Source organism: Corynebacterium nasorum (assembly GCF_022347325.1).
In the GTDB taxonomy this organism is placed as follows: Bacteria; Actinomycetota; Actinomycetes; order Mycobacteriales; family Mycobacteriaceae; genus Corynebacterium; species Corynebacterium kefirresidentii.
Window position 1 is genome coordinate 252,029 of record NZ_JAKRDU010000001.1, and the last position, 21,063, is coordinate 273,091.

18 protein-coding genes are annotated in these 21,063 nt (G+C 57.0%); 3 read left to right on the forward strand and 15 right to left on the reverse strand.

Features of this window, described 5'->3' with window-relative positions; translation table 11 throughout:
• Positions 1-38 precede the first annotated feature (38 nt).
• The 5 genes from rplS to rimM form a co-directional block, all read right to left on the reverse strand.
• Positions 39-383 carry a 50S ribosomal protein L19 gene (gene rplS, locus MHK05_RS01215; protein ID WP_005325245.1) on the reverse strand — a complete coding sequence of 115 codons (345 nt, stop codon included), beginning with the start codon at positions 381-383 and terminating at the stop codon, positions 39-41.
• Positions 384-746: 363 nt separating this feature from the next.
• Positions 747-3,080 (reverse strand): Tex family protein, encoded by a 2,334-nt coding sequence (locus tag MHK05_RS01220; protein ID WP_239204257.1) that lies wholly within the window; start codon positions 3,078-3,080, stop codon positions 747-749.
• Positions 3,081-3,223: 143 nt separating this feature from the next.
• On the reverse strand, positions 3,224-3,853 hold the full coding sequence (locus tag MHK05_RS01225) for a hypothetical protein (protein ID WP_239204258.1): 630 nt from the start codon (positions 3,851-3,853) through the stop codon (positions 3,224-3,226).
• Positions 3,854-4,349: 496 nt separating this feature from the next.
• A complete protein-coding gene (gene trmD / locus MHK05_RS01230) occupies positions 4,350-5,222 on the reverse strand; it encodes a tRNA (guanosine(37)-N1)-methyltransferase TrmD (protein WP_239204260.1) in 873 nt (290 codons plus the stop codon).
• Positions 5,219-5,716: a ribosome maturation factor RimM gene (rimM, locus tag MHK05_RS01235; RefSeq protein ID WP_034655408.1), complete on the reverse strand. Its 498-nt coding sequence runs from the start codon at positions 5,714-5,716 to the stop codon at positions 5,219-5,221. Before rimM ends, trmD begins: the two co-directional genes overlap by 4 nt.
• Positions 5,717-5,820: 104 nt before the next feature.
• Between rimM and MHK05_RS01240 the strand changes: the two genes are divergently transcribed.
• Both MHK05_RS01240 and MHK05_RS01245 read left to right on the forward strand, forming a co-directional pair.
• A complete protein-coding gene (locus tag MHK05_RS01240) occupies positions 5,821-6,225 on the forward strand; it encodes a cupin domain-containing protein (RefSeq protein ID WP_239204262.1) in 405 nt (134 codons plus the stop codon).
• A 38-nt stretch (positions 6,226-6,263) separates the two neighbouring features.
• A complete protein-coding gene (locus MHK05_RS01245) occupies positions 6,264-6,950 on the forward strand; it encodes a TetR/AcrR family transcriptional regulator (RefSeq protein WP_239204264.1) in 687 nt (228 codons plus the stop codon).
• A 226-nt stretch (positions 6,951-7,176) separates the two neighbouring features.
• On the opposite strand, the gene rpsP is transcribed toward MHK05_RS01245, so the two are convergent.
• Positions 7,177-7,692: a 30S ribosomal protein S16 gene (gene rpsP, locus MHK05_RS01250; RefSeq protein WP_005325261.1), complete on the reverse strand. Its 516-nt coding sequence runs from the start codon at positions 7,690-7,692 to the stop codon at positions 7,177-7,179.
• 353 nt (positions 7,693-8,045) lie between these two features.
• Here rpsP and MHK05_RS01255 point away from each other — a divergent pair, with 353 nt between their 5' ends.
• Positions 8,046-10,313 (forward strand): acyltransferase family protein, encoded by a 2,268-nt coding sequence (locus MHK05_RS01255; RefSeq protein ID WP_239204266.1) that lies wholly within the window; start codon positions 8,046-8,048, stop codon positions 10,311-10,313.
• A gap of 139 nt (positions 10,314-10,452) precedes the next feature.
• On the opposite strand, the gene ffh is transcribed toward MHK05_RS01255, so the two are convergent.
• The 9 genes from ffh to MHK05_RS01300 form a co-directional block, all read right to left on the reverse strand.
• Positions 10,453-12,102 (reverse strand): signal recognition particle protein, encoded by a 1,650-nt coding sequence (ffh, locus tag MHK05_RS01260; protein WP_239204268.1) that lies wholly within the window; start codon positions 12,100-12,102, stop codon positions 10,453-10,455.
• A gap of 51 nt (positions 12,103-12,153) precedes the next feature.
• Positions 12,154-14,277 carry a [protein-PII] uridylyltransferase gene (locus MHK05_RS01265; protein ID WP_239204270.1) on the reverse strand — a complete coding sequence of 708 codons (2,124 nt, stop codon included), beginning with the start codon at positions 14,275-14,277 and terminating at the stop codon, positions 12,154-12,156.
• A gap of 7 nt (positions 14,278-14,284) precedes the next feature.
• On the reverse strand, positions 14,285-14,623 hold the full coding sequence (locus MHK05_RS01270) for a P-II family nitrogen regulator (protein WP_086587453.1): 339 nt from the start codon (positions 14,621-14,623) through the stop codon (positions 14,285-14,287).
• A 222-nt stretch (positions 14,624-14,845) separates the two neighbouring features.
• On the reverse strand, positions 14,846-15,214 hold the full coding sequence (locus MHK05_RS01275; RefSeq protein WP_049361135.1) for a Na+/H+ antiporter subunit G: 369 nt from the start codon (positions 15,212-15,214) through the stop codon (positions 14,846-14,848).
• A gap of 1 nt (position 15,215) precedes the next feature.
• Positions 15,216-15,506, reverse strand: a complete 291-nt coding sequence (locus MHK05_RS01280; protein WP_023021278.1) for a hypothetical protein — start codon at positions 15,504-15,506, stop codon at positions 15,216-15,218.
• A complete protein-coding gene (locus tag MHK05_RS01285; RefSeq protein WP_023021277.1) occupies positions 15,503-16,036 on the reverse strand; it encodes a monovalent cation/H+ antiporter subunit E in 534 nt (177 codons plus the stop codon). The genes MHK05_RS01280 and MHK05_RS01285 overlap by 4 nt, the downstream gene beginning before the upstream one ends.
• Complete coding sequence (locus tag MHK05_RS01290) at positions 16,037-17,578, reverse strand: monovalent cation/H+ antiporter subunit D family protein (protein WP_239204272.1); 1,542 nt, start codon at positions 17,576-17,578, stop codon at positions 16,037-16,039.
• Positions 17,578-18,054, reverse strand: a complete 477-nt coding sequence (locus MHK05_RS01295; protein ID WP_023021275.1) for a sodium:proton antiporter — start codon at positions 18,052-18,054, stop codon at positions 17,578-17,580. Before MHK05_RS01295 ends, MHK05_RS01290 begins: the two co-directional genes overlap by 1 nt.
• A complete protein-coding gene (locus tag MHK05_RS01300; protein WP_239204274.1) occupies positions 18,054-21,032 on the reverse strand; it encodes a DUF4040 family protein in 2,979 nt (992 codons plus the stop codon). Before MHK05_RS01300 ends, MHK05_RS01295 begins: the two co-directional genes overlap by 1 nt.
• Positions 21,033-21,063 lie beyond the last annotated feature (31 nt).

Sequence of the window (21,063 nt, forward strand, 5' to 3'; positions counted from 1 at the left end):
AGGGTGCAAGGGGGATGGTGGCGCGCAGCGCACTAATACTAGCGACGCTCCTTGATGCGAGCCTTCTTACCGCGCAGATCGCGCAGGTAGTACAGCTTCGCACGGCGAACGCGGCCGCGGCGGGAGACCTTGATGGACTCCAGGTTCGGGGAGTGAACCGGGAAGGTACGCTCAACGCCGATACCGAAGGAGACCTTACGGACAGTGAAGGTCTCACGGATGCCGGAACCCTGACGACGGATGCAGATGCCCTTGAACAGCTGTGCACGCTCGTTGTTACCCTCGATAACCTTTACGTTAACGTCGAGGGTATCGCCTGGGCGAAAGGACGGGATATCGTCGCGCAGCTGTGCTGCATCGACCTTGTCAATAATGTTGGACATGCCAATATTCCTTTTCAGTTTGGGACAGAGGACCCTAGCGGCGTGAAGCCTAACCGGTTCGTGCCCGTTACATAGAACGGTGCACTATTTTTCCATATGTACCTGCAGGAACCAAATTTCCTTCCCAGCACTTCTTTCTCTCCCCCGCCCAAGCTACGCCGCCGCAGCTTAGGAGGGAAACTGCTAAGCGGCCGTCCCCACCACCGCTAGGTGAAGTTTGCGCAGGTGATTGGATGGGTTCCACCTCGCCCGCATCATGGTTCCGACAACAACGTGGCAGAATCCTCCCTCCGGACTGCAAAAGCTCCCACCGTACGCAACGATGGGAGCTAAAGCAGCAGGCAAAACACTAGACCACGGCGGTTAGAAGCCTGCCTTCTTCAGGGCATCGGCCATGGCACCACCACCGCCGGAGCCACCTCGTCCGCCAGTGCGGCCGCGCGAGCCGCCCCGGGAACCGCGCCCGGATTTGTGTCCGGAGCGCTTCCCTTCTCCCCTGGCGGCAGAGTTTGCGGCATGTTGCGCATCGCCACGGCGCTTGGGAGCCTGCTGCCCCGGTTCATCATCGAGGCGCAAAGACAAGCCGATGCGCTGCCGCTCGACGTCGACCTCCATGACTTTTACCTTGACCACTTGGCCAGAGCGCACGACCTCGTGCGGATCAGAGACGAACTTGTGGCTCATGGCAGAAACATGGACGAGGCCGTCCTGATGTACTCCAACGTCCACAAAAGCGCCAAAGGCCGCCACGTTGGTAACTGTGCCCTCAAGGATCATTCCCGGGGTGAGATCGGAGACCTTATGTACCCCCTCTTTGAAGGTTGCGGTCTTAAATTCCGGACGCGGGTCGCGGCCGGGTTTATCCAGCTCAGCGATGATATCGGTCACCGTAGGGATACCAAAGGTCTCATCTGCAAAATCTGCTGGCGCAAGCTTGGAAAGTACGCGGGTATTGCCAATAAGCTCGGAAATGCCCAGACCGGTCTTTTCCGCAATGCGGGAGACAACTGGATAAGCCTCAGGGTGCACGGCGGAGGCATCCAATGGATCGGTGCCGCCATTGATGCGAAGGAAGCCGGCTGACTGCTCAAACGCCTTAGGTCCGAGACGCGGCACCTTCTTCAGTTCCTTGCGGGAAGCAAAGGAGCCATTTTCATTGCGGTAAGCCACAATATTGGCAGCGATGGTGGAATTAACTCCAGCCACCCGCTCCAGCAGCGGGACGGAAGCAGTGTTGAGATCTACGCCCACGCCGTTCACGGCACTTTCCACCACACCATCAAGGGTGCGAGCGAGCGCGGTCTGGTTAACATCGTGCTGATACTGCCCCACCCCAATAGCCTTCGGATCGATCTTTACCAGCTCCGCCAGAGGATCCTGCAAACGACGGGCGATGGAAACTGCGCCACGCAGCGAGACATCCATGTCGGGGAATTCCTCCGCCGCCAGCTGCGAGGCAGAATACACCGAAGCGCCGGACTCTGAGACTACGACGGGCGTGGGACGCTGGCCTCCGGCCTGCTTGATGAGGTCCGCAATCTCCTGGGCGAGCTTCTCGGTCTCGCGGGAGGCAGTACCATTTCCGATGGCCATAAGGTCCACTGAATGCTTGGCGCACATGGTAGACAAGGTCTGTAGCGCCTGGCTCCACTGATTCTGCGGCTGGTGCGGGTAGACAATGGCGGTATCGAGCACTTTGCCGGTTTTGTCTACAACCGCACACTTGACGCCATTGCGGTATCCCGGATCCAGGCCAATGGTGGCACGCTGACCTGCCGGCGCAGCAAGTAGCACGTCCCGCAAATTGGTGGCAAAGATCTTGAGCGCACCTTCCTCTGCCACTTCTTTCAGGCGCATACGTACATCCAGGCTGGAGGAAATATAAAGCTTGGTGCGCCAGCCCCAATGGACGGTGTCAGCAAGCCACTTGGAGGAGCGATCCAGTTCGAAGCGGGAGGCAATAACGTCCTCATAGTCCGCGTCATCGCCAGCATCAAGCTGCAATTGCAATACGCCTTCATTCTCGCCCCGCAGGAGCGCCAAAATGCGGTGCGAGGGCAATGTGTGGAAAGACTCGTTGAAGGAGAAGTAATCCTTAAACTTCGCCCCTTCTGTTTCCTTGCCCTCAATGACGTGCGCGCCCATAACACCCTTAGTAAACATGCGCTCTCGCACCTCACCCACCAGGTCAGCGTCCAGTGCGAAGCGATCCACCAGGATGGCGCGGGCGCCGTCGAGGGCTTTCTTTGTATCTTCAAAGCCCTCGCAAAGGAAGGCCTGCGCTAGATCTTCTGGGGTGGCGTGAGGATCCGCGATGAGCTTATCGGTCAGCTCTTCTAGGCCGGCCTCGCGGGCAATATCCGCCTTAGTTTTACGGCGCTTCTTATACGGCAGGTACAGGTCCTCCAAGCGCGCCTTGGTTTCGCAGGCAAGGATTTGTTCCTTCAGGGCGTCGCTAAGCTTGCCCTGTTCCTCAATCGCCGCAAGGATGGTCTCCTTACGCTCCTGCAATTCCTTCAGGTAGTTCGCGCGCTCTTCAATAGTGCGCAGCTGGGAGTCATCCAGCCCGCCGGTGGCCTCCTTGCGGTAGCGGGCAATAAAAGGCACAGTATTGCCCTCCGCAAGCAGCTGCAACGCGGTGGAAATCTGCGTTTCCTTTACGTTGAGCTCGGCGGCGATGGTTGCCGCAATATTCACGTGGTCTCCTCACTCTTTTCTCGAGGTTTGGGATTAGACCCACCCAATTTACCGCACTGCCCCTTCACCGCCTTCGCTTGCCGACGCCCCCTCAACGCAAAACCTCCTTTCCAGCAAGGAAAGGAGGAAGGTGCGGCGCGTGCCTAGTGGATAACCACGCGGGCGTTCTTGCCGCCGGTGCAAGTAACCCGGGCGGAGCTGCCGGAGCAGTACATGGTGTAGGTACGACCGGTGCTCGGCGAATAGACACTCAAGGTGACGTTGGTGCCGCCACCCGCAACCCAGTTATTCATAAAAGCGGTGTAGACGTTGCGAGCAAAAGGACTGGAAGTCGGGCCAGTCGCATAATAGTTAGGGTAATCACCCCAGGAATGTCCATTGCTGGAGCCAGCGGAACCAGCCTGTGCCGGTGCTGGTGCCGGGGCTTCCTTGGTCTCGGTCACCGTGACCGGGCTGGAGTCCTCATCCTCTGCAGAATCCTTGGAGGAACCGGACTTCTTGCCGGACCCCGACCCAGTTCCGGATCCACTATTCGCATCCGCCTGCTGGAATTGGCTATCCCCTGCAGCGCTATCCGTAGAATCGCTCTGGTTATTGGTCACGAACATAATAACCATGGCAGCCACCGCGATTACCGCCACAATGGCTGCGATAATCGCAGCGATCGTGGCACCGCTGACGCCGCCATTGTTCTGCTGGGGATAATACTGTTGGTTGTACTGGGGCGGCTGCTGGTTAAATCCACCGTAATTATTGCCATTGGGAGCCGTCATGGTTTAGGGACCACCTTGGGAATAGAAAATTGGAGGGAATGTCCCCCTAACTATAACCCCCAGACGGCCTAAGCGCTGCAGATTTAGCGTGAAAATGCGGCAATTAATTTCCTCGTCGGCGCCTATTACGCAGCTTCCGCTCGCCATACCGCTGGGGTACCAAGCCCCATCTCTGTAAAACCGATTTCCGCGCTCCCCAACCACAGCGCTTCCGGGGGCAAACATTCCGCCACAGTGGGGGCCACGGTGGCTAAGGGGTGTGCGGTCTCACCGTTAACTATAAGCCGCCACACCGGAATTCCCTGCGGTCGCTGACCAAACCTGAAACGGTATTCCTGCGCTAACGGGCTGCTCTCCGGGCATGATTCCGCTACCTGAATGACGAAAATGCTAGCTGGATGAAAGCCCTGAGCACGTAGCCTGTCAGGCAGTCCTGCGAGGCAATCCTCATTCTCTCGAGTTCCTAGAAGCACGGAAAGATCAGCACTAACCTCCATTAGCCTTCACCCTTAGCCTTAGCTTCCTGCAACAATTGCGCAATGAAAGCCCTATCATCCTTGTCTAGCTCTGCTACTTCCAGCAGCTCGGGACGGCGCTGCCAGGTGCGCAATAATGCTTGTTCGCGCCGCCACTTATCCACCAAGGCGTGGTTTCCCGAGGTCAAAACGTCCGGTACGGCCAGACCCCGCCACTCTCGCGGCTTGGTATAGCTCGGGCCCTCCAAGAGACCATCAGAAAAGGAATCCTCTTCATGGGAGCGCTTATTGCCCAGCACGCCTGGAATGAGTCGCACGACGGCCTCTGCAATTACCAACGTCGCTACTTCCCCACCGATCAACACATAATCACCGATGGATACCTCGCGGACGCGGTAGCGACGCGCGGCATCATCCACCACACGCTGATCGATTCCCTCATAACGCCCGCAAGCAAAGACGATATGCTCCTCAGTCGACCACGCACGCGCATCCGCTTGACTAAACGGCTGTCCCGTTGGGGTAGGCACAATGAGCAGTGGGAGGTCACTATCCTCCTCGGGCTGGGCGTCAACCGCATAGGCGTGCGCCTCTACTCCTTCAAGCTCATCGTGGCGGGGACGGTTCAAGTGCGGAAGGGCCGATTCTAGGTTCGGTGCGCTTTCCTGAGCAGCAACACTATCGAGTGCCGGCCCCCATACTTCCGGCTTCATAACCATGCCAGGGCCACCGCCGACCGGCGAATCATCGACAGACTTATGCGCATCAGTCGCCCACTGCCGCAGATCATGTACGCCTACTTCAAGGCGACCTTGTTCAATGGCTTTTCCTAAAAGTGCATGCCGCAACGGCTCCAAGTACTCCGGAAAGATGGTGACGACATCAAGCCTCATAGGTCCAGCAATCCTTCCGGCGGGTCAATGGTGCACGTCCCTGCTGCAAGGTCCACGTCAGGAACAATGGCATGCACGAAAGGAATGAGTGCTTCCTTGCCAGTGTCGAGATTTACCTCTAGCAAATCTTGGCTTCCACCGTGGATGACCGACGTAACCTCACCAATGTTCTTGCCCGCCAGAAGTACGCGTAGTCCTTCCAGCTCATGGTCATAAAAACCGCCATCATCGTTATCGAGCGGCGCGGCGAAAAACTTCGTGCCGCGCAGGCTATCCGCCACATTGCGGTCTTTTACTTCTTCGAAGGTAACGAGCAGCCTTCCCTTGTGAGTGCGGACTGCCTTGATAGTTAGCGTGTGCTCTTTTTTGCCCTGCGTGCCATGGAGCGCTTCCCCCACCGCAAAGCGCACCTCCGGTTCGTCAGTAGTGGCCTCGATTACTACTTCACCCTTCACGCCGTGCGATTTAATCACGCGACCAATCATCAATTCCATAGCGGAAATTCTACAGCACGAGCCTTTTCCCTTGTCAGTGATGGGTTTTCAGTTACTTCGAAAAAGTTCCAGTTTCTGGGGCTCATTGTCGTTAAAGTAGGCACATGAGCGATTTACCTACCAATTCCCCGGATACTTTTGGCGCGGCTTCCCATCTGGGCACTGCTTCCGCTATGACTACACTTAATTTGCTCGATATCGCACCGGATACGGATCCGCAGCGGCCCCGCCCAGGCGTGCAGCGCGTCTTGAGCACCGATGGCGCTAATCTCATTCTCTTTAGCTTTGCACCAGGACAGTCCCTACCGGACCACAAGGCCGCTCATCCCATTATCGTGCAGACGCTCCGCGGGCAGCTCAACTTCACTTATGGTGAAGAAACCGTCACCCTTACGCCAGACACGATCGTGCATCTTCCTGCATATGAGGTGCATAAAGTCGAGGCTGCAGCTGCGGATTCCGGTACCTCTACCCCCGCAATTTTGTTGCTCACTATGCTGACAAAATAGTTTATAGGAAAATAAGTTTCGGTGATAAAATGACTCTCATGGAATCGCATAATAAGCCTTACCATCATGGAAACCTCCACGATGAGCTGCTCCGCATCGCAGTCCAGCTAGGCAAGCGAAGCGGCCCCAATGCCATCACGGTCCGTGCCGTTACCCGCGAAGCCGGAGTATCCCCTACCTCCGCCTACCGCCACTTCAAGGATCAAGAAGAACTACACGATAAGGTAGCAGAGCTTGCCACCGACGAACTGGTCCGGCGCCTGCATGAGACTACTGAGGCTGCCGGGCACTTGGATTTTCCAGAGCACTTGGTGCAAATCGGTTACGCTTACCTCGAGTTTGCCTTGGATGAGACCAATTTCTTCCGTTGCATGTTGGAATGGAAGGCGCTGCGCTTCATGCTCGGTGTGGATCCACACACCGAAGATGATCCGAAGATGGATCACCTTCAGCAGATTCGCGATTTCTTCGCCCTTCTCGCCCGCCACGCGCAAGCTTTGGACAATACTACTGACCCCACATATTTCATGCAGAACGCCCTTTTGGCATGGTCTACCATCCATGGCTTTACCGTTCTTGCCGTCAACGGCCCCATGTCACAGCTACCACGCGAGCAAATCCTAGAACTTTTTGCTCCGGTTGTTGCCGGCGGCCTGCGTGGCATGGACTTTAAAGATCCGTCTAATGTCTACAGTCGCTATGCCGACTACAAGCCACAGAGCTAAGGGAAACATTCACCCTCCCCCACCCGTTGTAGCTTGCAGGGTTTCAACGTACCTTTTCTAAAAATGACCGCGCACGCACCTCCACCAAGGACATGCGTGCGCGGTCATCTCTTTGGGCCGGTTGATTTCATCCACACAGCACAAAGGCCCCGCCTACACAACTTGCACCGTGGTGTAGGCAGGGCCCGAAGTTAGAAGCGCTGCGCGTTTAGCAAAGGAAGGCAGATTACTCTGCAGACTCCTCGGAAGCTTCCTCAGCCTTCTCCTCGGCCTCGGCATCAGCTTCGCCGGCAGCAGCAGCGGCAGCCTCTGCAGCAGCAGCTTCCTCAGCGGCCTTCTTCTCAGCCTCTTCCTTGGCCTTCTTCTTCTTTTCGGTGATGGCCTCGATGGTCGGACCGTTGTTAGCCTCAGCCAGTGCCTCGTTGAAGATCTCCAGCTTGGACTTCTTCTCCTCAGCAACCTTCAGGGTGCCTTCTGCACCAGGCAGACCCTTGTGCTTCTGCCAGTCACCGGTGACCTTCAACAGAGCAAGAACCGGCTCGGTTGGCTGCGCGCCGACGGACAGCCAGTGCTGCGCACGCTCAGAATCGATCTGGATGAGGGAAGGCTCTTCCTTCGGGTGGTAAATACCAATGTTCTCGATTACCTTGCCGTTACGACGGGTGCGGGCATCAGCAATAACAACGCGGTACTCAGCAGCGCGGACCTTGCCCAAACGCTGCAGCTTAATCTTGACAGCCATGACGGCTCCTTTTCTAGTCACTGGGCAGTACAGACGCGCACCAGGTAGTGCGCCGGTTCAACCCTTGGATTTAATCTGCGCGTGACATACCGGCCGACCGTAGACGGGAACGGTGCTACGCAGAATATTACGTTCTGTGGATTACCTAGCCCGGAGTATCCGAGTAGATAACCTGAAGTATTTTAGCGCGAGTATCTGCAATTTTAAAAATCACGACGCCACTCACGCAGGTTCGTTATGCCATCGATGCTAAAGCAGAGTAGCCTTAAGGGCCGAATATAGACATTTGGTTCCATATGTATGGCGCGCTTTCTGCCTCACTGTAAAGGCGTTGGCGCACGAAAAGACAGTTTATGACTAAAGAATCACCGCGAAATTTCCGGTACCGCTATGACCTTGATGGTCTACGCGGTATTGCCATCGGCCTAGTAGTTATCTACCACGTCTTCGTTGGACGCGTTTCCGGCGGCGTGGACGTATTCTTGCTGCTATCCGGCTACTTCTTCTTGGGCTCCCAGCTGCGCTACGCCAGCAAGCCTAACGCTTCTTTAAACCCTTGGTGGCCCATCTGGCGCACCCTGCGACGTTTGGTACCCAGCTTAGTTTTGGTCATTGGCGTGACCTACATTCTGGTGCGCATTTTCACCCCACAGCTCATGCGCACCGAGCTCACCCAGCAGATCACCGCCACCATGCTGTACTACCAAAACTGGGAGTTAGCGGAACAAAACGCCGACTACACGGCGGCCGCAGCGGATACCTCCCCGCTGCAGCACATGTGGTCCATGGCCGTACAGGGCCAGTTCTACATCATGGGCATTGCCTTTGCGATCATCTTGGCAGCCATCATGAAGTTCCGGCCGAAGCACCAACCACTGGGTAAGCGCAGCTTCCCCACAGTCAACCAGATTGCGGGCCCGATCCTCATTGTGGCCACCATTGCCTCCTTCGCCTATGCTTCACGCCACGGCCTCTACGGCACCCCGGAGAACTACTACTCCACCTGGTCACGCGCTTGGGAGTTGACCTTGGGTGCTGTCCTAGCCATCTACGGTTCCGCCTGGAAGATTCCGCCCCGCCTTTATGACCTCTTTACGGGTTTGGGCCTTGTGATGCTCATCTTTACCGGTGCCATCATCGCCGATACCACCGCGTATCCTGGCCCGCTTTCGCTCTTGCCGCTGGGCGGCGCCGTGCTCATCATCTTGGGTGGCGGTGGCAAGATTTCCAAGGCCATGGCCTCCAAACAGGCCCGCTGGCTGGGCGATGTAGCCTATCCGCTCTACCTATGGCACTGGCCTCTGCTTATCCTGTCCACCTCTTATTTGGGTCAAGAAACCCCATCGTGGTGGCTGGGCGTTATCATTATCGCCATTTCACTGGTGCTGGCGGACCTCACGCACCGCTTTTTGGAGCGGCCACTGCGCCAGCATCGCAAGCGCCCCACCGCCGAGGATCTGCCGGTACGCAAGGGCCTATCGACATTGCGGAAGCCGGCAGGCGCTGCTCGCGGCGTCGGTGGTGTCGTGGTTGCTGCGGCCGTTGTCGGCCTTCTGGCCATTCAGCCGCTGTGGATGCGCACGCTTGATGATGCCGACGCAGAACTTCTGAATCCTTCCCTCTACCCCGGTGCGACGACGTTCATCAATCACCTCACCCCACCGGATAATGTAGAGATTAAGCCTGACCCAATTCTGGCCGGCGGCATCCAGCCACCAGTGGCTGCTAATTGGTGCTTTGTTCCGGATAGCCAGCCCGCTGATTTCTTCTTCGAAACCCGCAAAGACGGCAAAACTCCGTGCATTTTCGGTGACACAAACGCAGAAAAGGAAGTCTATTTGGTAGGCGGCTCCCACGCGGAACAGTATTCTTCCGCGCTTGACCGCTTGGGCAAGGAAATGGGCTTTAAATTGGTTCCGCTGCTACGCCAAGGTTGCCCCATCGAGCTGGGTGACGATGTCACCGTGACCCCTGAGTGCGCCGAATGGGGCAAACTGGTGATGGATCGCATCGAAGAAGCAAACCCAGCCTTGGTGATTTCAAATACCACGCGCCCGCAAAATGAGTACGGCACGGGCCCCGATGCTGTTCCCGCTGGCTACCAGGCATTTTGGGATGAATTAGCCGAGCGCGATATCCCCTTCTTGGGCTTCCGCGATAACCCGTGGGGCTTCGATGAGGAAGGCCGTCCGCGCGAGTTCGATGAGTGCTATGTAGCCACCGAAGATGCCTATGGTTGCGGCATGCGCTTTGAGCAGGTCTACCAGCCCTATGACCCCGGTGCAGTAGTGCTCTCGAAGTACCAGAATATGCTCTCGGTAGATACCGCCCCGTGGTTCTGCGATGACAATGGTGACTGCCCAGTCATCATCGGCAATACGATGGTCTACCGCGACATGCACCATATCACCAATGCCTTCGCGGAATCGGCTATGCCCATGATTCGAGAGGCCCTGAAGCCATTCCTCAACGGGGAAAAGGTCCAACAGCAAGCCCCTGATATCCCCCCGGAGCAGGCCGCAGCAGCTGTGGAGCCGGCACCCGCCGCACCTACCGACGCCGGCAAGCCACATGCCAACCCAGTCCCCTACCCCAACACTGTGCACGACGACGCCGTCTAGGCCATAGCGCGCGAACACGCGCCAACGCCTACGAGCACGGGCGCTGGGGATAAGGCACCCAACTGCCTGCATAGAACGAAGGAGGCTCCCACAATAACGTGGGAGCCTCCTTCGTTCTATGCCTTAAGACTGGGGCACGCTACTTTTTGCCCTTGCCAAAGTCCAAGTTGTTGAGATTAATATTTTCCATTCCCTTCGGCATCTTTGGCATGCCCGGCATCCCCGGCATGCCGCCGCCGCCCATTTGCTGCTGGAGTTTTTGCAGTTCTTCCATGGACGGCATGCCGCCACCACCGGGCATACCTGGCATTCCGCCCATGCCCGGCATTCCGCCCGGCATCTTCGGGCCGCGGTTTCCACCGCCGCCCTTGCCCTTCTTGCGCTTGCCGTTTTTACCCTTGCGGCCCTTCGGCTTCTTCTTGGTAGCAGAGCGGCCACCCATACCACCCATGCCGAATTGGCCAGCCATCTTAGACATCATCTTCTTAGCTTGGTTGAAGCGCTCGATGAGCTGGTTGACCTCAGAAACGCTCACGCCAGAGCCATTAGCAATACGCTTGCGGCGCGAAGCATTGAGGATCTTCGGATCCTCACGCTCCTGCGGAGTCATACCACGGATGATGGCCTGGATGCGGTCCAGCTGCTTTTCATCCACCATGGCGGCCATCTCATTCATCTGCTTGCCGCCGGGCATCATCTTCAGCAGGTTGCCGATGGGCCCCATCTTGCGGATCATCAGCATCTGCTCAAGGAAGTCATTCAGCGTCAGCTCGCCAGAACCAAGCTTGGAGGCGGCCTCCTCGGCCTTCTGATGATCCAAGGTGGCCTCGGCCTGCTCGATGAGGGAAAGCAAGTCACCCATGCCCAAAATGCGGCTGGACATGCGCTCGGGGTGGAAGACATCGAAATCATCGAGCTTCTCACCGGTAGAGGCATACATAATAGGCTTGCCGGTGACCTCACGAATAGACAGGGCCGCGCCACCGCGGGCATCACCGTCCAACTTGGTGAGAACCACACCGGTAAAGTCCACGCCATCGCGGAAAGCCTCGGCAGTCTGAACGGCATCTTGGCCGATCATGGAGTCGATGACAAAGAGGACTTCGTCTGGGTTCACGGCATCGCGGATATTGCGCGCCTGCGTCATCAGTGTCTCATCAATGCCCAAGCGGCCGGCGGTATCGATGATGACCACATCGTGCTGTTTCTGTTTGGCTTCAGCAATACCGCGCTTTGCGACGTCCACCGGATCACCGTGGGAGGTACCCATTTCATGCTCATTGGAGTCCAGGGAGGTACCCGGATCTGGCGCGAAGGTCGGCACCTCGGCGCGCTCGCCGACGATCTGTAGCTGCTGCACCGCACCTGGGCGCTGCAAGTCACAGGCCACCAGCATCGGGGTATGCCCTTGCTTGGCCAGGTGCTTGGCCAGCTTGCCGGCCAACGTGGTCTTACCGGCACCCTGCAAACCGGCGAGCATGATCACTGTCGGCGGGTTCTTCGCTAGGTTCAGGCGGCGAGTTTCGCCGCCGAGGATCTCAATGAGCTCTTCATTGACGATCTTAACTACCTGTTGGGCTGGGTTGAGCGCCTCAGAGACTTCCGCGCCACGGGCACGTTCCTTGATGCGCTTGATAAAGCCACGGACGACGGTCAAAGACACGTCAGCTTCCAGCAGCGCGAGGCGGATCTCGCGGGCGGTGGCATTAATGTCAGCCTCGGTCAGTTTGCCCTTACCGCGCAGGCCCGCCAGGGCTGACTGTAGGCGGTCTGATAGTGAGTCAAACACTACGGATGCGCTCCCTTAATTTAGATCGATCTAAAGTTCAACTATTTAATCTTAGTCCCTTGCCAGGGCCCTGGTCACATTCCCCACCACCGTAGCGCGGGAAGCCTCCCCGGCAAGGAAGACATTGACGATCATTGTCGCGCCCATAATCTCATGGCGCAGCCACACAAAGTCTGGCAATGCCTCTATCAAGTGCCCCAAAGCACCAATGCGCTCGACGGTACGGATCACCAAGATGCCGCCCACATCAAAAGCCGCGGTGGTTACTTCTCCCTCGATATCTGGCAGCTCCGTATAGGTACGGGAGTTATAAGACTGGATAAACCTTATCTCCTGGGCCGCTTCCTTGAGGGTCTGTTGTACGGTGCGGATGAAAAACTCCGCCTTATAAGTACCGTCATCCTCTTTGACGATATTGGCCCGCACGATGGTCCACCCCAAAGCGGACAGCAAGGCAAAAATGCGCTTGAGCTCCCCTTTGGAGGAGCCACACCAGGACACAGTAACTTCTTGGTCTTCCCAATCCACCGTAAGCGCAACGCCCTCAGTAGATAGCGGCACGTGCACCGCGGGGCGCTGAAGGACGCCTGGTTTGAGTGCTTCCAGAGCGCGCGAGACGATAAGCTTCTGCGCTTGCTCTACCCGCGGTGTCCAGACGCTAGGCCCTGTCGATTGTGCATCAGCCTTAGCCAATACCGCCAGCAGCGAAATAATCAGCGGATCGTAATGCGCTGCGGCCAACAATGCGTCGCGAGCGGCATCGGAGAACGGGTCCATTGTCGCAGCTAGCCGCGCTAAGGTGGTATGCTCTGCCACCAGAATTTGAGCACGCGACCTATCGGCCACGCTCAACCGCATGCGGGCTGCCTGGCGAGCTATCATTTCCGCGCCTACCTGAGCGTGGGGGCGCTCGTAGCCCTTACCAATGTCATGGTAAAGCGCGGCCAGCAATAATAGATCAGGGCGAGCTACCGAGGTGCGCACCTCCGCGCACCGAGTAACCGTCGCAATGAGATGATGGTCCACCGCTCTGACGTGGCTGCGCTCGCGCGGCAACAAACCGCGCACATGCCCCCATTCCGGCACTAGATGTTCCCACAGGCCATAGCGGTCCAAATCCTGAATAACCCGCGGCGTATATTGCGGGGACGACAAAATGGCGAAGAAATCATCCACCGCTGCTCGCGGCCAGCGTGGCGGCAGATTCGGCAATTTTTGGAGCTGGTGCCAGGTGGTCTCGGCGATGGTATATCCCGTGCGCGCCGCGGCAGCTGCCACGCGCGTAAGCAACCACGGATCCTCCACATTCGGTTTGCGCGAAAGGTAGATAACGCCGCCCTCTGCCACCACGTCCACATCGAGTGGACGGCGCTGCCCGCGGCCCGCCGCCAGCGCATTTCTCCCTAGCACCCCTCGGGCGGTGGCCAGGCCGCGTTCTACGGCCTTATTAACAGTGGCTGCGGCGCCTACCAAAGCGGCGGTTAAGGCATAACGGTTTTCAAAGCCCAAATCCGCAGCCACGTCCGCGGCGAACTCGGGGTCTAAGATATCGCGGTGGCGTCGGGCTTTGACATGCAGGAGTGTGCGGACGTCGAGAAGCAGCTGCTTTTCGACGTCTAGATCAGGAAAGTCGCACAGGTTACCCAAAGCCATCGCGCGCAGAAGCTGAATATCGCGCAGTCCCCCACGGCCATTTTTCAAGTCTGGATTCGTCATTGCTGCTACCGCGCCCGAGCGCTTCCAGCGAATAATCGCGGTATCCACAAAGTCATCAAAGCCGCGCTGCAGCTGGCGCCGCCACGCTGCGAGCAGCTGTGCCCGCGCCTCATCCACTAATATCTTGCGCCCTGCGACAAAGGCCAAGTCCAACTGTGCAAAGCCAGCAGAAGCATCTTCTGCAGCAATCGCCGCACACTCCTGCGGGGTGCGCAGGGCATAATCTAGGCGATACTTGGCATCCCATACGGGCAACCACAGCTTCTCCACCAGCGCTGGGTCTGGATCGTGGCCTTCCGGATAGATAAGGATGACGTCAATATCCGATTGCGGGGTCATCTCATTGCGGGCGAAGGACCCGGTGGCAGCGAGCGCAGTCCCCACTGGGAGCTCGAGGTTGCGCAATACACGAAGCGCCGAGGCATGGGCCTCGGCGCGAATCTGTGCGGCGTTAAGCATACTGGTTTTACAATGCCGCCTCGCCGCGCTCCCCGGTGCGTACACGAATGGCATCTTCTACTGGGGTTACCCACAGCTTGCCATCGCCGATTTTGCCAGTGTAGGCAGCATCCACAATGGCATTGATGATGTCTTCAGCGTGGTCATCCGCCGCTACTACTTCCAGCTTGACCTTAGGCACAAAATCGGTGGCGTATTCTGCTCCGCGATATACCTCGCTATGCCCTCGCTGCTGCCCAAAGCCCTGGCTTTCAGTAACAGTGAGACCGCGTACTTCCTGCTGCTCTAGCGCCTGACGGATTTCCGGCAGGGTAAAGGGCTTAACGATGGCCGTGATGAGTTTCATTGTTACTCCTTGTTTTCTCTTCGGGGCGGGCTAGAAGCACCGAATAGTGTGCATCCATTCTAGCCCGAGCACGGCAGTTGCTGTGCACTATATTCGCGTCATGAATCTAGGGCCCGGTGAATGCCACAATCCAGTAAAACCAAAAGGCGGCGAGCTCGTCTGCATTTCCGCCATTGAGCGCTATTGCAGATAAGACTCGCCGCCAGAAGGCGCTGAGGGTGACTAGATATCGTCTTCCTTGGCTTGCACGGTTTGGACTTTTTTGTGGTTATGCTTGGCGTGTTTGACGTCAGTAACTGTTACGCCGTAGATGGAACGTCCCAGGTAGAAGGAACCTACTGAACCGATAATCCACACACCGAAGCAGGCGATCAGGGCTTGAATGAGCAGCCACAGGGAAAAGCCATCGCGGCCAAAATCTACAACTAGTTTGGCCACGATAATCAGCGGTACCGCAAGACCCACGGTCGGCCCCAGCAGGTTAGCGCGCGTCAATGCGTCGGGCGCCCGCCACAGGGATATAACCGTCGCGACCACCAAAATGGTGGCGATAATAAGTAGCACCGAGGCGATAATCTCAGAAATAGCCATTTTATCGCCTGCCCTTCGAGATAATGCGGGCCATAGATAGCGTGGGCAGCACGCCCGCGGCAATGGCACCGAGGAGTGCAATGTAGTAGGCCATCGGGGCGTTATTGGTCATCGACCATGCCAAGTACATGCAGATCATGCCGTAGAACACGATGTCAGACGTAATTGCGCGAGTGAGCTCATCGCGTGTGCGCAGTGCAAGCAGCACGCCGCACCATGTGGCGATGCCAATGATGAATACGCATACAAATACGACCCAGCCGAACGGGGACAGTGTGGCAAAATCAATCATCGCTCGGTCTCCTTCCTGCGTTTTATGTTCCGGGCATGACGCTTTGGCTTTTCGACGTCCGCTTCGCTTTCTGAAAGCGGAGTGTCCTCCGCCCGCGCCAAGTCAGGCGAGCGCATAAAGCGACCGACAGATTCGAGGGGATACTCGTAGAATGCCTCATCCAATTCCGTCGTCTCTCCTTGGCCTGGGACGCCGTAGTCGATGTCTTTCACCCGTGGGGCAAGGCGTTGCTCCATATCAGCCAAGTCAGCCACGATTGCCGCCGGGTCAGATCCCTGAACTGCCTGCACCAGCACGATGCGCGGCAGCCCCTTGCGGGGTGGCTCGCGCAAACCCAACGAAAGCGTTCCTGGCGTTGCGGTGATGGAAGAAGTAAACCAGAAGATCTCCCATGCGCCAGTCACACGCAGTGGATAACGAATGATAACCGGGTGGTATTCGTTATCTGGCTTAAAGGCCGCCATCGCCAGGCTAATGCCGGCCACAAAGATTTCCTTAATGAGCCACAATGCATACACCACTGCGTTCATTTAACGGCCCTCCTGAATTTCATCGATATTGGGAACGGCAATCGGCTCGTCTCCCAAGACGGTTTCAGTATAAGCGGTGGTATCAAGCAGCTGCTCCGAGGCGCTATCCACAACGTCCAGAACGATTCCAGAGAAAATGAACATGCACAGCGAACCAAGGATGAGTGCGGCAGAGGGGGCCATGAGCTTTTTGCGGATGATCAGTTCATCCGGAACCTTATCTTCCGGCAAGCCCTTGCCCCCAAAAACCTTGCGCCATACCCGCAGCATGGCCAAGAAGGCGGCAAAGGAGGCAATGATAATAGCCGCGATAGCGATCCACGCCCACGCGCCTCCTACCCGGGCAATCTCGAAGACGATCATCAGCTTGCCCCACATTCCGGAGAACGGCGGGAAACCTACGACGGAGAACGCACCGGCAGCGAAAATCCACGCGATAATGGGGTCCCGACGAGCGAGACCGGACAGCTTGGTTAGCAGGCCCGTGCCGTAGGTTTCCTCAATGGCGCCAGAAGCCAAGATCAGCGAACCAACAGTCAACATGTGGTGAATCGTGTACATAATGCCGGCTGCTAGTGCGCGGCGTGGGTCATCAGAGGTAAAAGCAAGCATTACCAAGATGAAAGGCATGCCGTTGAGCATCTGATAGCCGAGCACGCGGCGAATGGAGTTCTCCGCTAGGCCGCCAAAGGCACCGATCATCATGGAGATGATCATGATCACGATGATCAACACATTCCAGCGCTGATCCAGACCGAATAGCTGCACGTAGAGGCGATAGAGCATGTACACGGCCACCTTGGTGTGCAGGCCGGAAAACAGGCCCATCACCGCAGCTGAGGTCCCCGGGTAAGTGCGAGGCAACCACGACTGCACAGGGAATACGCCGGCCTTGGCGGTGATTGCAATGAGAATCAAACCCGCGGCGACGGTGACGGGCCCGTTACCTGCTGCCGCACCCTTCAATGCGCCAAGGTTAACCGCGCCGGTAACCGAATACATATAACCCACGCCAACGACCAGCAAGGTGGAGGCGAAAAGGTTCACCAAGACGAAGGCACGTCCGGCCGCCAGACGCGACCAAGTACCAGACATGGTGATAAGGCCATAAGACGGCAGAAGCATAACCTCAATAAAGACGAAGAAGTTAAAGAGGTCAGCAGTAAGCAACGCACCGCAGACACCGGTAATCAAAATCAAGGTGAGCGATGGATAAAAGCGAGACTTGGTCTCCCCGCCCGCAATGGCAAACCAGTTGGCGCCAAAAGCGACAATCATCGTGGTGATGATCATCAACGCGGAGAAAGCATCCGCAGCAAACGGGATACCCACATTGCCTTGGTATAGGCCCACTGTGTGGGCAACTACCCCGTTGTTCATGGTGTACATCAGCAGAACCAGGCCAGCAAAGATTCCCATGCCCGGGATGATCAACATGATGGAATCGCGCACCGCACGCCACGGTGCCAGCAGTGCAAAGGCTGCTGCAATCAGCGGGACCGCTGGGAAGAGCGGAAGGAGTTGAGCTACAGCATCAGTCATTATTTATCATCCTCCTTCTGTTCAGCTGCCCCGCGCTCTGCTACGGGAGTGTCGTGGTCCACCTGACCGATACGGTCAAGTTGGTTGGTGGATTCTTCCAGAATCTGGCGATTTTGGGCGTCACGGCCCAAGGTTGAAAAGGCATGGTCGATGGTGTTGTCATCAACCGGCTCCACCACATCGGTGTCGTCGTTCTTGCCCATTGCCGCCATCGTCAACAGGATGGTCGAGGTTGCCATGGAAATAACCACCGCGGTCAACACGAAGGCCTGCGGCAGCGGATCTGCCATCTGGTCGTGTGGAACCTGGGAGGGGAAGGACTCGCCGCGGTAGGAGTACACGCCCGTAGCCAGCAGCATTAGGTTAGCTCCGTGTCCGAAGGCCATCATGCCCAACACGATGCGCACCAAACCGCGCTGCTGGATGAGGTAGACGGCACTGCCTATGAGCAAAGCAATAGTCAATGCAAGGATCATTACTTCTCTCCTCCTCGCTTAGGCATGGACCGTTTATTTTTCCTCTTCGTCCTTGCTTCCGATGGCGTCAGCAAAGCCAAAGGATCGGTCGAGGGGTTAATCGGGTCCGGATACGGATCGTCGACATCCTCAAGCGAAATGCGCGGCGTGGTTGGCAGCGCGGAATTATCATCATGAATCCACGGCAGGAAGTCACGCTCCGTGCCAGGGCGCAGGTAACCGCCCAGGGCATTAATCGCCATGGTCAACATGCCCAACACCGCTAGGTAGATGCCCAAATCGAAGATGAGCGAGGTAGTCCAGTGCTGACCAAAGGCCTCAGCATGAATAGCCGCCAAGAAGCCACCGTTGCCAAGGCCGTGGTGCAAGTAGCCCACGAAGCCTGCAGCCAAGGCAGTGATAATGCCGATACCGGTCAAGTGAATCGGAGTCATGCGGCCGAAGACGATTTCATCAGATCCTCGGGACAGGTAGATAAGCCCGATTGCTGCGCCCATAATCAATGCTGCCGGGAAACCACCACCAGTGGCATTATGGCCGCGGAAGAAAACGATGACAGACATGATTACCAGCAACGGGATCACCACGTTTACGCCCTTGCGCAATGGCACAGAGTTCAGCTGTGACTGGCCAAATGGCGCAGGACGTGTACCTGACTTGAATGGGAATCGCGGCAACGTTGTAGTAATGGCTGCGATAACCACTGCAGCCATGCCCAGCACGGAAAGCTCGCCCAATGTATCGAGCGCACGGAATTCCACGATGATGGTAGCCACGACGTTATCGCCGCCGGTAATATCCGGCGCATTATCGAGATACCACATGGCCAGATCCGAACGCTCGTGTCGGCCCATGAGGCCCCACACGCCCAAGAATGCAGCAACACCGGCCAAAACTGCGATGACAATAGAGCCGGTCTTGCGGGACTTATCCTTCACCGGTTGGAAGGTTTCCGGCAGGTAGCGCAGCACCATCATCATAACGATGACAGATAGGGCTTCCACCATAAACTGGGTCAAAGCTACGTCCGGCGCCCCGAGCAGGAACATCTGCAGGGTTACACCAGAGCCGGCAATGCCGATCATGATGGCACCGGTCAAGCGGTTCTGAGTTCGCACCAAACCAAACATAGCCAGCGCGATGATTCCCAATGGAAGCAGATCCCATGGGTTATCCAGACCATCTACCCGCGGCTGCAGCGCTACCCCATCGACGCCATCGCGGATGAGCGTGGTCGCGGCCAACACGATAATCAAAATGACAATGGGCAGCATGTGGCGGGACGGATTATGCGAATCGGACATCTTGCCCAAGACTCGTCCCAGCCGCGAACAGCCCAACTGCAGAGAGTGCAGCAACTCATTGCCGCTGCGCGGCATAAACTTCTTGTCCTCAAAGCTTGCCCACATCGTCTTGCGGGCAAAGATACCGGCAATACCGGCGATAAGGACCACGAGCGAGATAAGGAAAGGAACATTAAGCCCGTGCCAGAGGGCAAGGTGCGAATGATGTTCCAGACCAACAGCAGCCACTGCATGGTCAATCGGGTTATTAAAGATTCCGAGTACAAATACCAGCGGCAGGGACATAAAGCCCGGTAGTGCGGCAGGCAGCCACAGGGAAACCGGAGCCTCGTGGACATGTCCCATATCGCGAGGTCCATCAAAGAAGGCGCCGAAGACGATCTTGGCGGAGTAGGTAAAGGTAAAGAAGGCGCCGATGGCGGCAACGATAAGCAAGATGACCTGGCCAGTGCCACCAATCGGGGCGTCTTCAAACGCAGTGAGCATGCCTTCCTTGGATACAAAGCCCAAAAGCGGTGGTACCGCGGCCATAGAGGCCGCGCCGATGACTACCGAGCAAAATGTCCACGGCATCTTATTCCACAGTGGTCCGAGGCGGCGAATATCGCGCGAACCGGCCTCGTGGTCGATGACGCCAATAAGCATAAACAGCGAGGACTTAAATAGCGCGTGCGCCAACGTGTGTACCAACGCTGCGGCGATAGCGAATGGGGTTCCCACACCAATGGTGGCGACAATCCAGCCCAAATGGGAGACGGTCGAATAAGCCGTGAGCTTCTTCAAATCCGTCTTTTGCATTGCAAAGACCGCGGACATTACCGCGGTACCCATTCCAACCACGATGAGCAGCCAATTCCATACCGCCACATCGTGGAAGATCGTGGAAAAGCGAATCAGCAGGTACACGCCAGCCTTGACCACTGCGGCTGCGTGAAGGAAAGCCGAAACCGGAGTGGCGGCGGCCATAGCCTCAGGAAGCCAAAAGTGGAATGGGAATTGCGCCGATTTGGTAAATGCAGACGCCGCGATCAACACGGCTACGGCCGCTGTTACACCGGGGCGCTGTGTCCATACCGGCGACGCCAGAATCTCAGATACCGCAGTCGATCCGGTCACTGTCGCAGCAATACCCAACCCGGTCAGCAGGGTCAATCCACCAACGAAGGTCAGGATCAAGGTGCGCTGCGAACCAGCTTCGCCGCCCGAACCGGAGCGCGCAATCAGCATAAAGGAAGCCAAGGAGACTAGCTCCCAGGCAAGGAACAAAACCACAACGTCATTGGCCAAAACCAGCAATAAAATGGACAGCGTAAACGCTGTCATCAAGGTGTAGAAGCTGGTATTACCCTCATTCTTAGGCAGATAAGCCGCCGAATACGTAAAGACGACGGCACCAATGACCAGCGCCAACATAGCAAAGAAAATACTCAACGCATCCCCGCGGAGAGCAAAACTTACGTCGACGCCCGGTGCGATAAAATCGCGCACCCAAGTGGCGTGGAAACTCAATTCCTCCCCGGCTGCAATGGCAGGAAATTCCTTGGCAATAAGGACCGCTGCAATAACAAAAAGGCCAGCTAGTGGATAGCCTGCCTTTCGGTCAATAACCTTTACGGTTACCGGTGCCAAGATCACTGCCAGCGCCGCGAGGAGGACTGCATAAAGTAGCGTCACGAAATACTTGCCTCACGAACCTTGGTCTAGG

Excerpts from the sequence above, each read along its gene's own strand:
- rplS (WP_005325245.1), bottom strand. The coding sequence starts at position 383 with ATGTCCAACATTATTGACAAGGTCGATGCAGCACAGCTGCGCGACGAT.
- MHK05_RS01225 (WP_239204258.1), bottom strand. The coding sequence starts at position 3,853 with ATGACGGCTCCCAATGGCAATAATTACGGTGGATTTAACCAGCAGCCG.
- trmD (WP_239204260.1), bottom strand. The coding sequence starts at position 5,222 with ATGAGGCTTGATGTCGTCACCATCTTTCCGGAGTACTTGGAGCCGTTG.
- rimM (WP_034655408.1), bottom strand. The coding sequence starts at position 5,716 with ATGGAATTGATGATTGGTCGCGTGATTAAATCGCACGGCGTGAAGGGT.
- MHK05_RS01240 (WP_239204262.1), top strand. The coding sequence starts at position 5,821 with ATGAGCGATTTACCTACCAATTCCCCGGATACTTTTGGCGCGGCTTCC.
- MHK05_RS01245 (WP_239204264.1), top strand. The coding sequence starts at position 6,264 with ATGGAATCGCATAATAAGCCTTACCATCATGGAAACCTCCACGATGAG.
- rpsP (WP_005325261.1), bottom strand. The coding sequence starts at position 7,692 with ATGGCTGTCAAGATTAAGCTGCAGCGTTTGGGCAAGGTCCGCGCTGCT.
- MHK05_RS01255 (WP_239204266.1), top strand. The coding sequence starts at position 8,046 with ATGACTAAAGAATCACCGCGAAATTTCCGGTACCGCTATGACCTTGAT.
- MHK05_RS01265 (WP_239204270.1), bottom strand. The coding sequence starts at position 14,277 with ATGCTTAACGCCGCACAGATTCGCGCCGAGGCCCATGCCTCGGCGCTT.
- MHK05_RS01270 (WP_086587453.1), bottom strand. The coding sequence starts at position 14,623 with ATGAAACTCATCACGGCCATCGTTAAGCCCTTTACCCTGCCGGAAATC.
- MHK05_RS01275 (WP_049361135.1), bottom strand. The coding sequence starts at position 15,214 with ATGGCTATTTCTGAGATTATCGCCTCGGTGCTACTTATTATCGCCACC.
- MHK05_RS01280 (WP_023021278.1), bottom strand. The coding sequence starts at position 15,506 with ATGATTGATTTTGCCACACTGTCCCCGTTCGGCTGGGTCGTATTTGTA.
- MHK05_RS01285 (WP_023021277.1), bottom strand. The coding sequence starts at position 16,036 with ATGAACGCAGTGGTGTATGCATTGTGGCTCATTAAGGAAATCTTTGTG.
- MHK05_RS01290 (WP_239204272.1), bottom strand. The coding sequence starts at position 17,578 with ATGACTGATGCTGTAGCTCAACTCCTTCCGCTCTTCCCAGCGGTCCCG.
- MHK05_RS01295 (WP_023021275.1), bottom strand. The coding sequence starts at position 18,054 with ATGATCCTTGCATTGACTATTGCTTTGCTCATAGGCAGTGCCGTCTAC.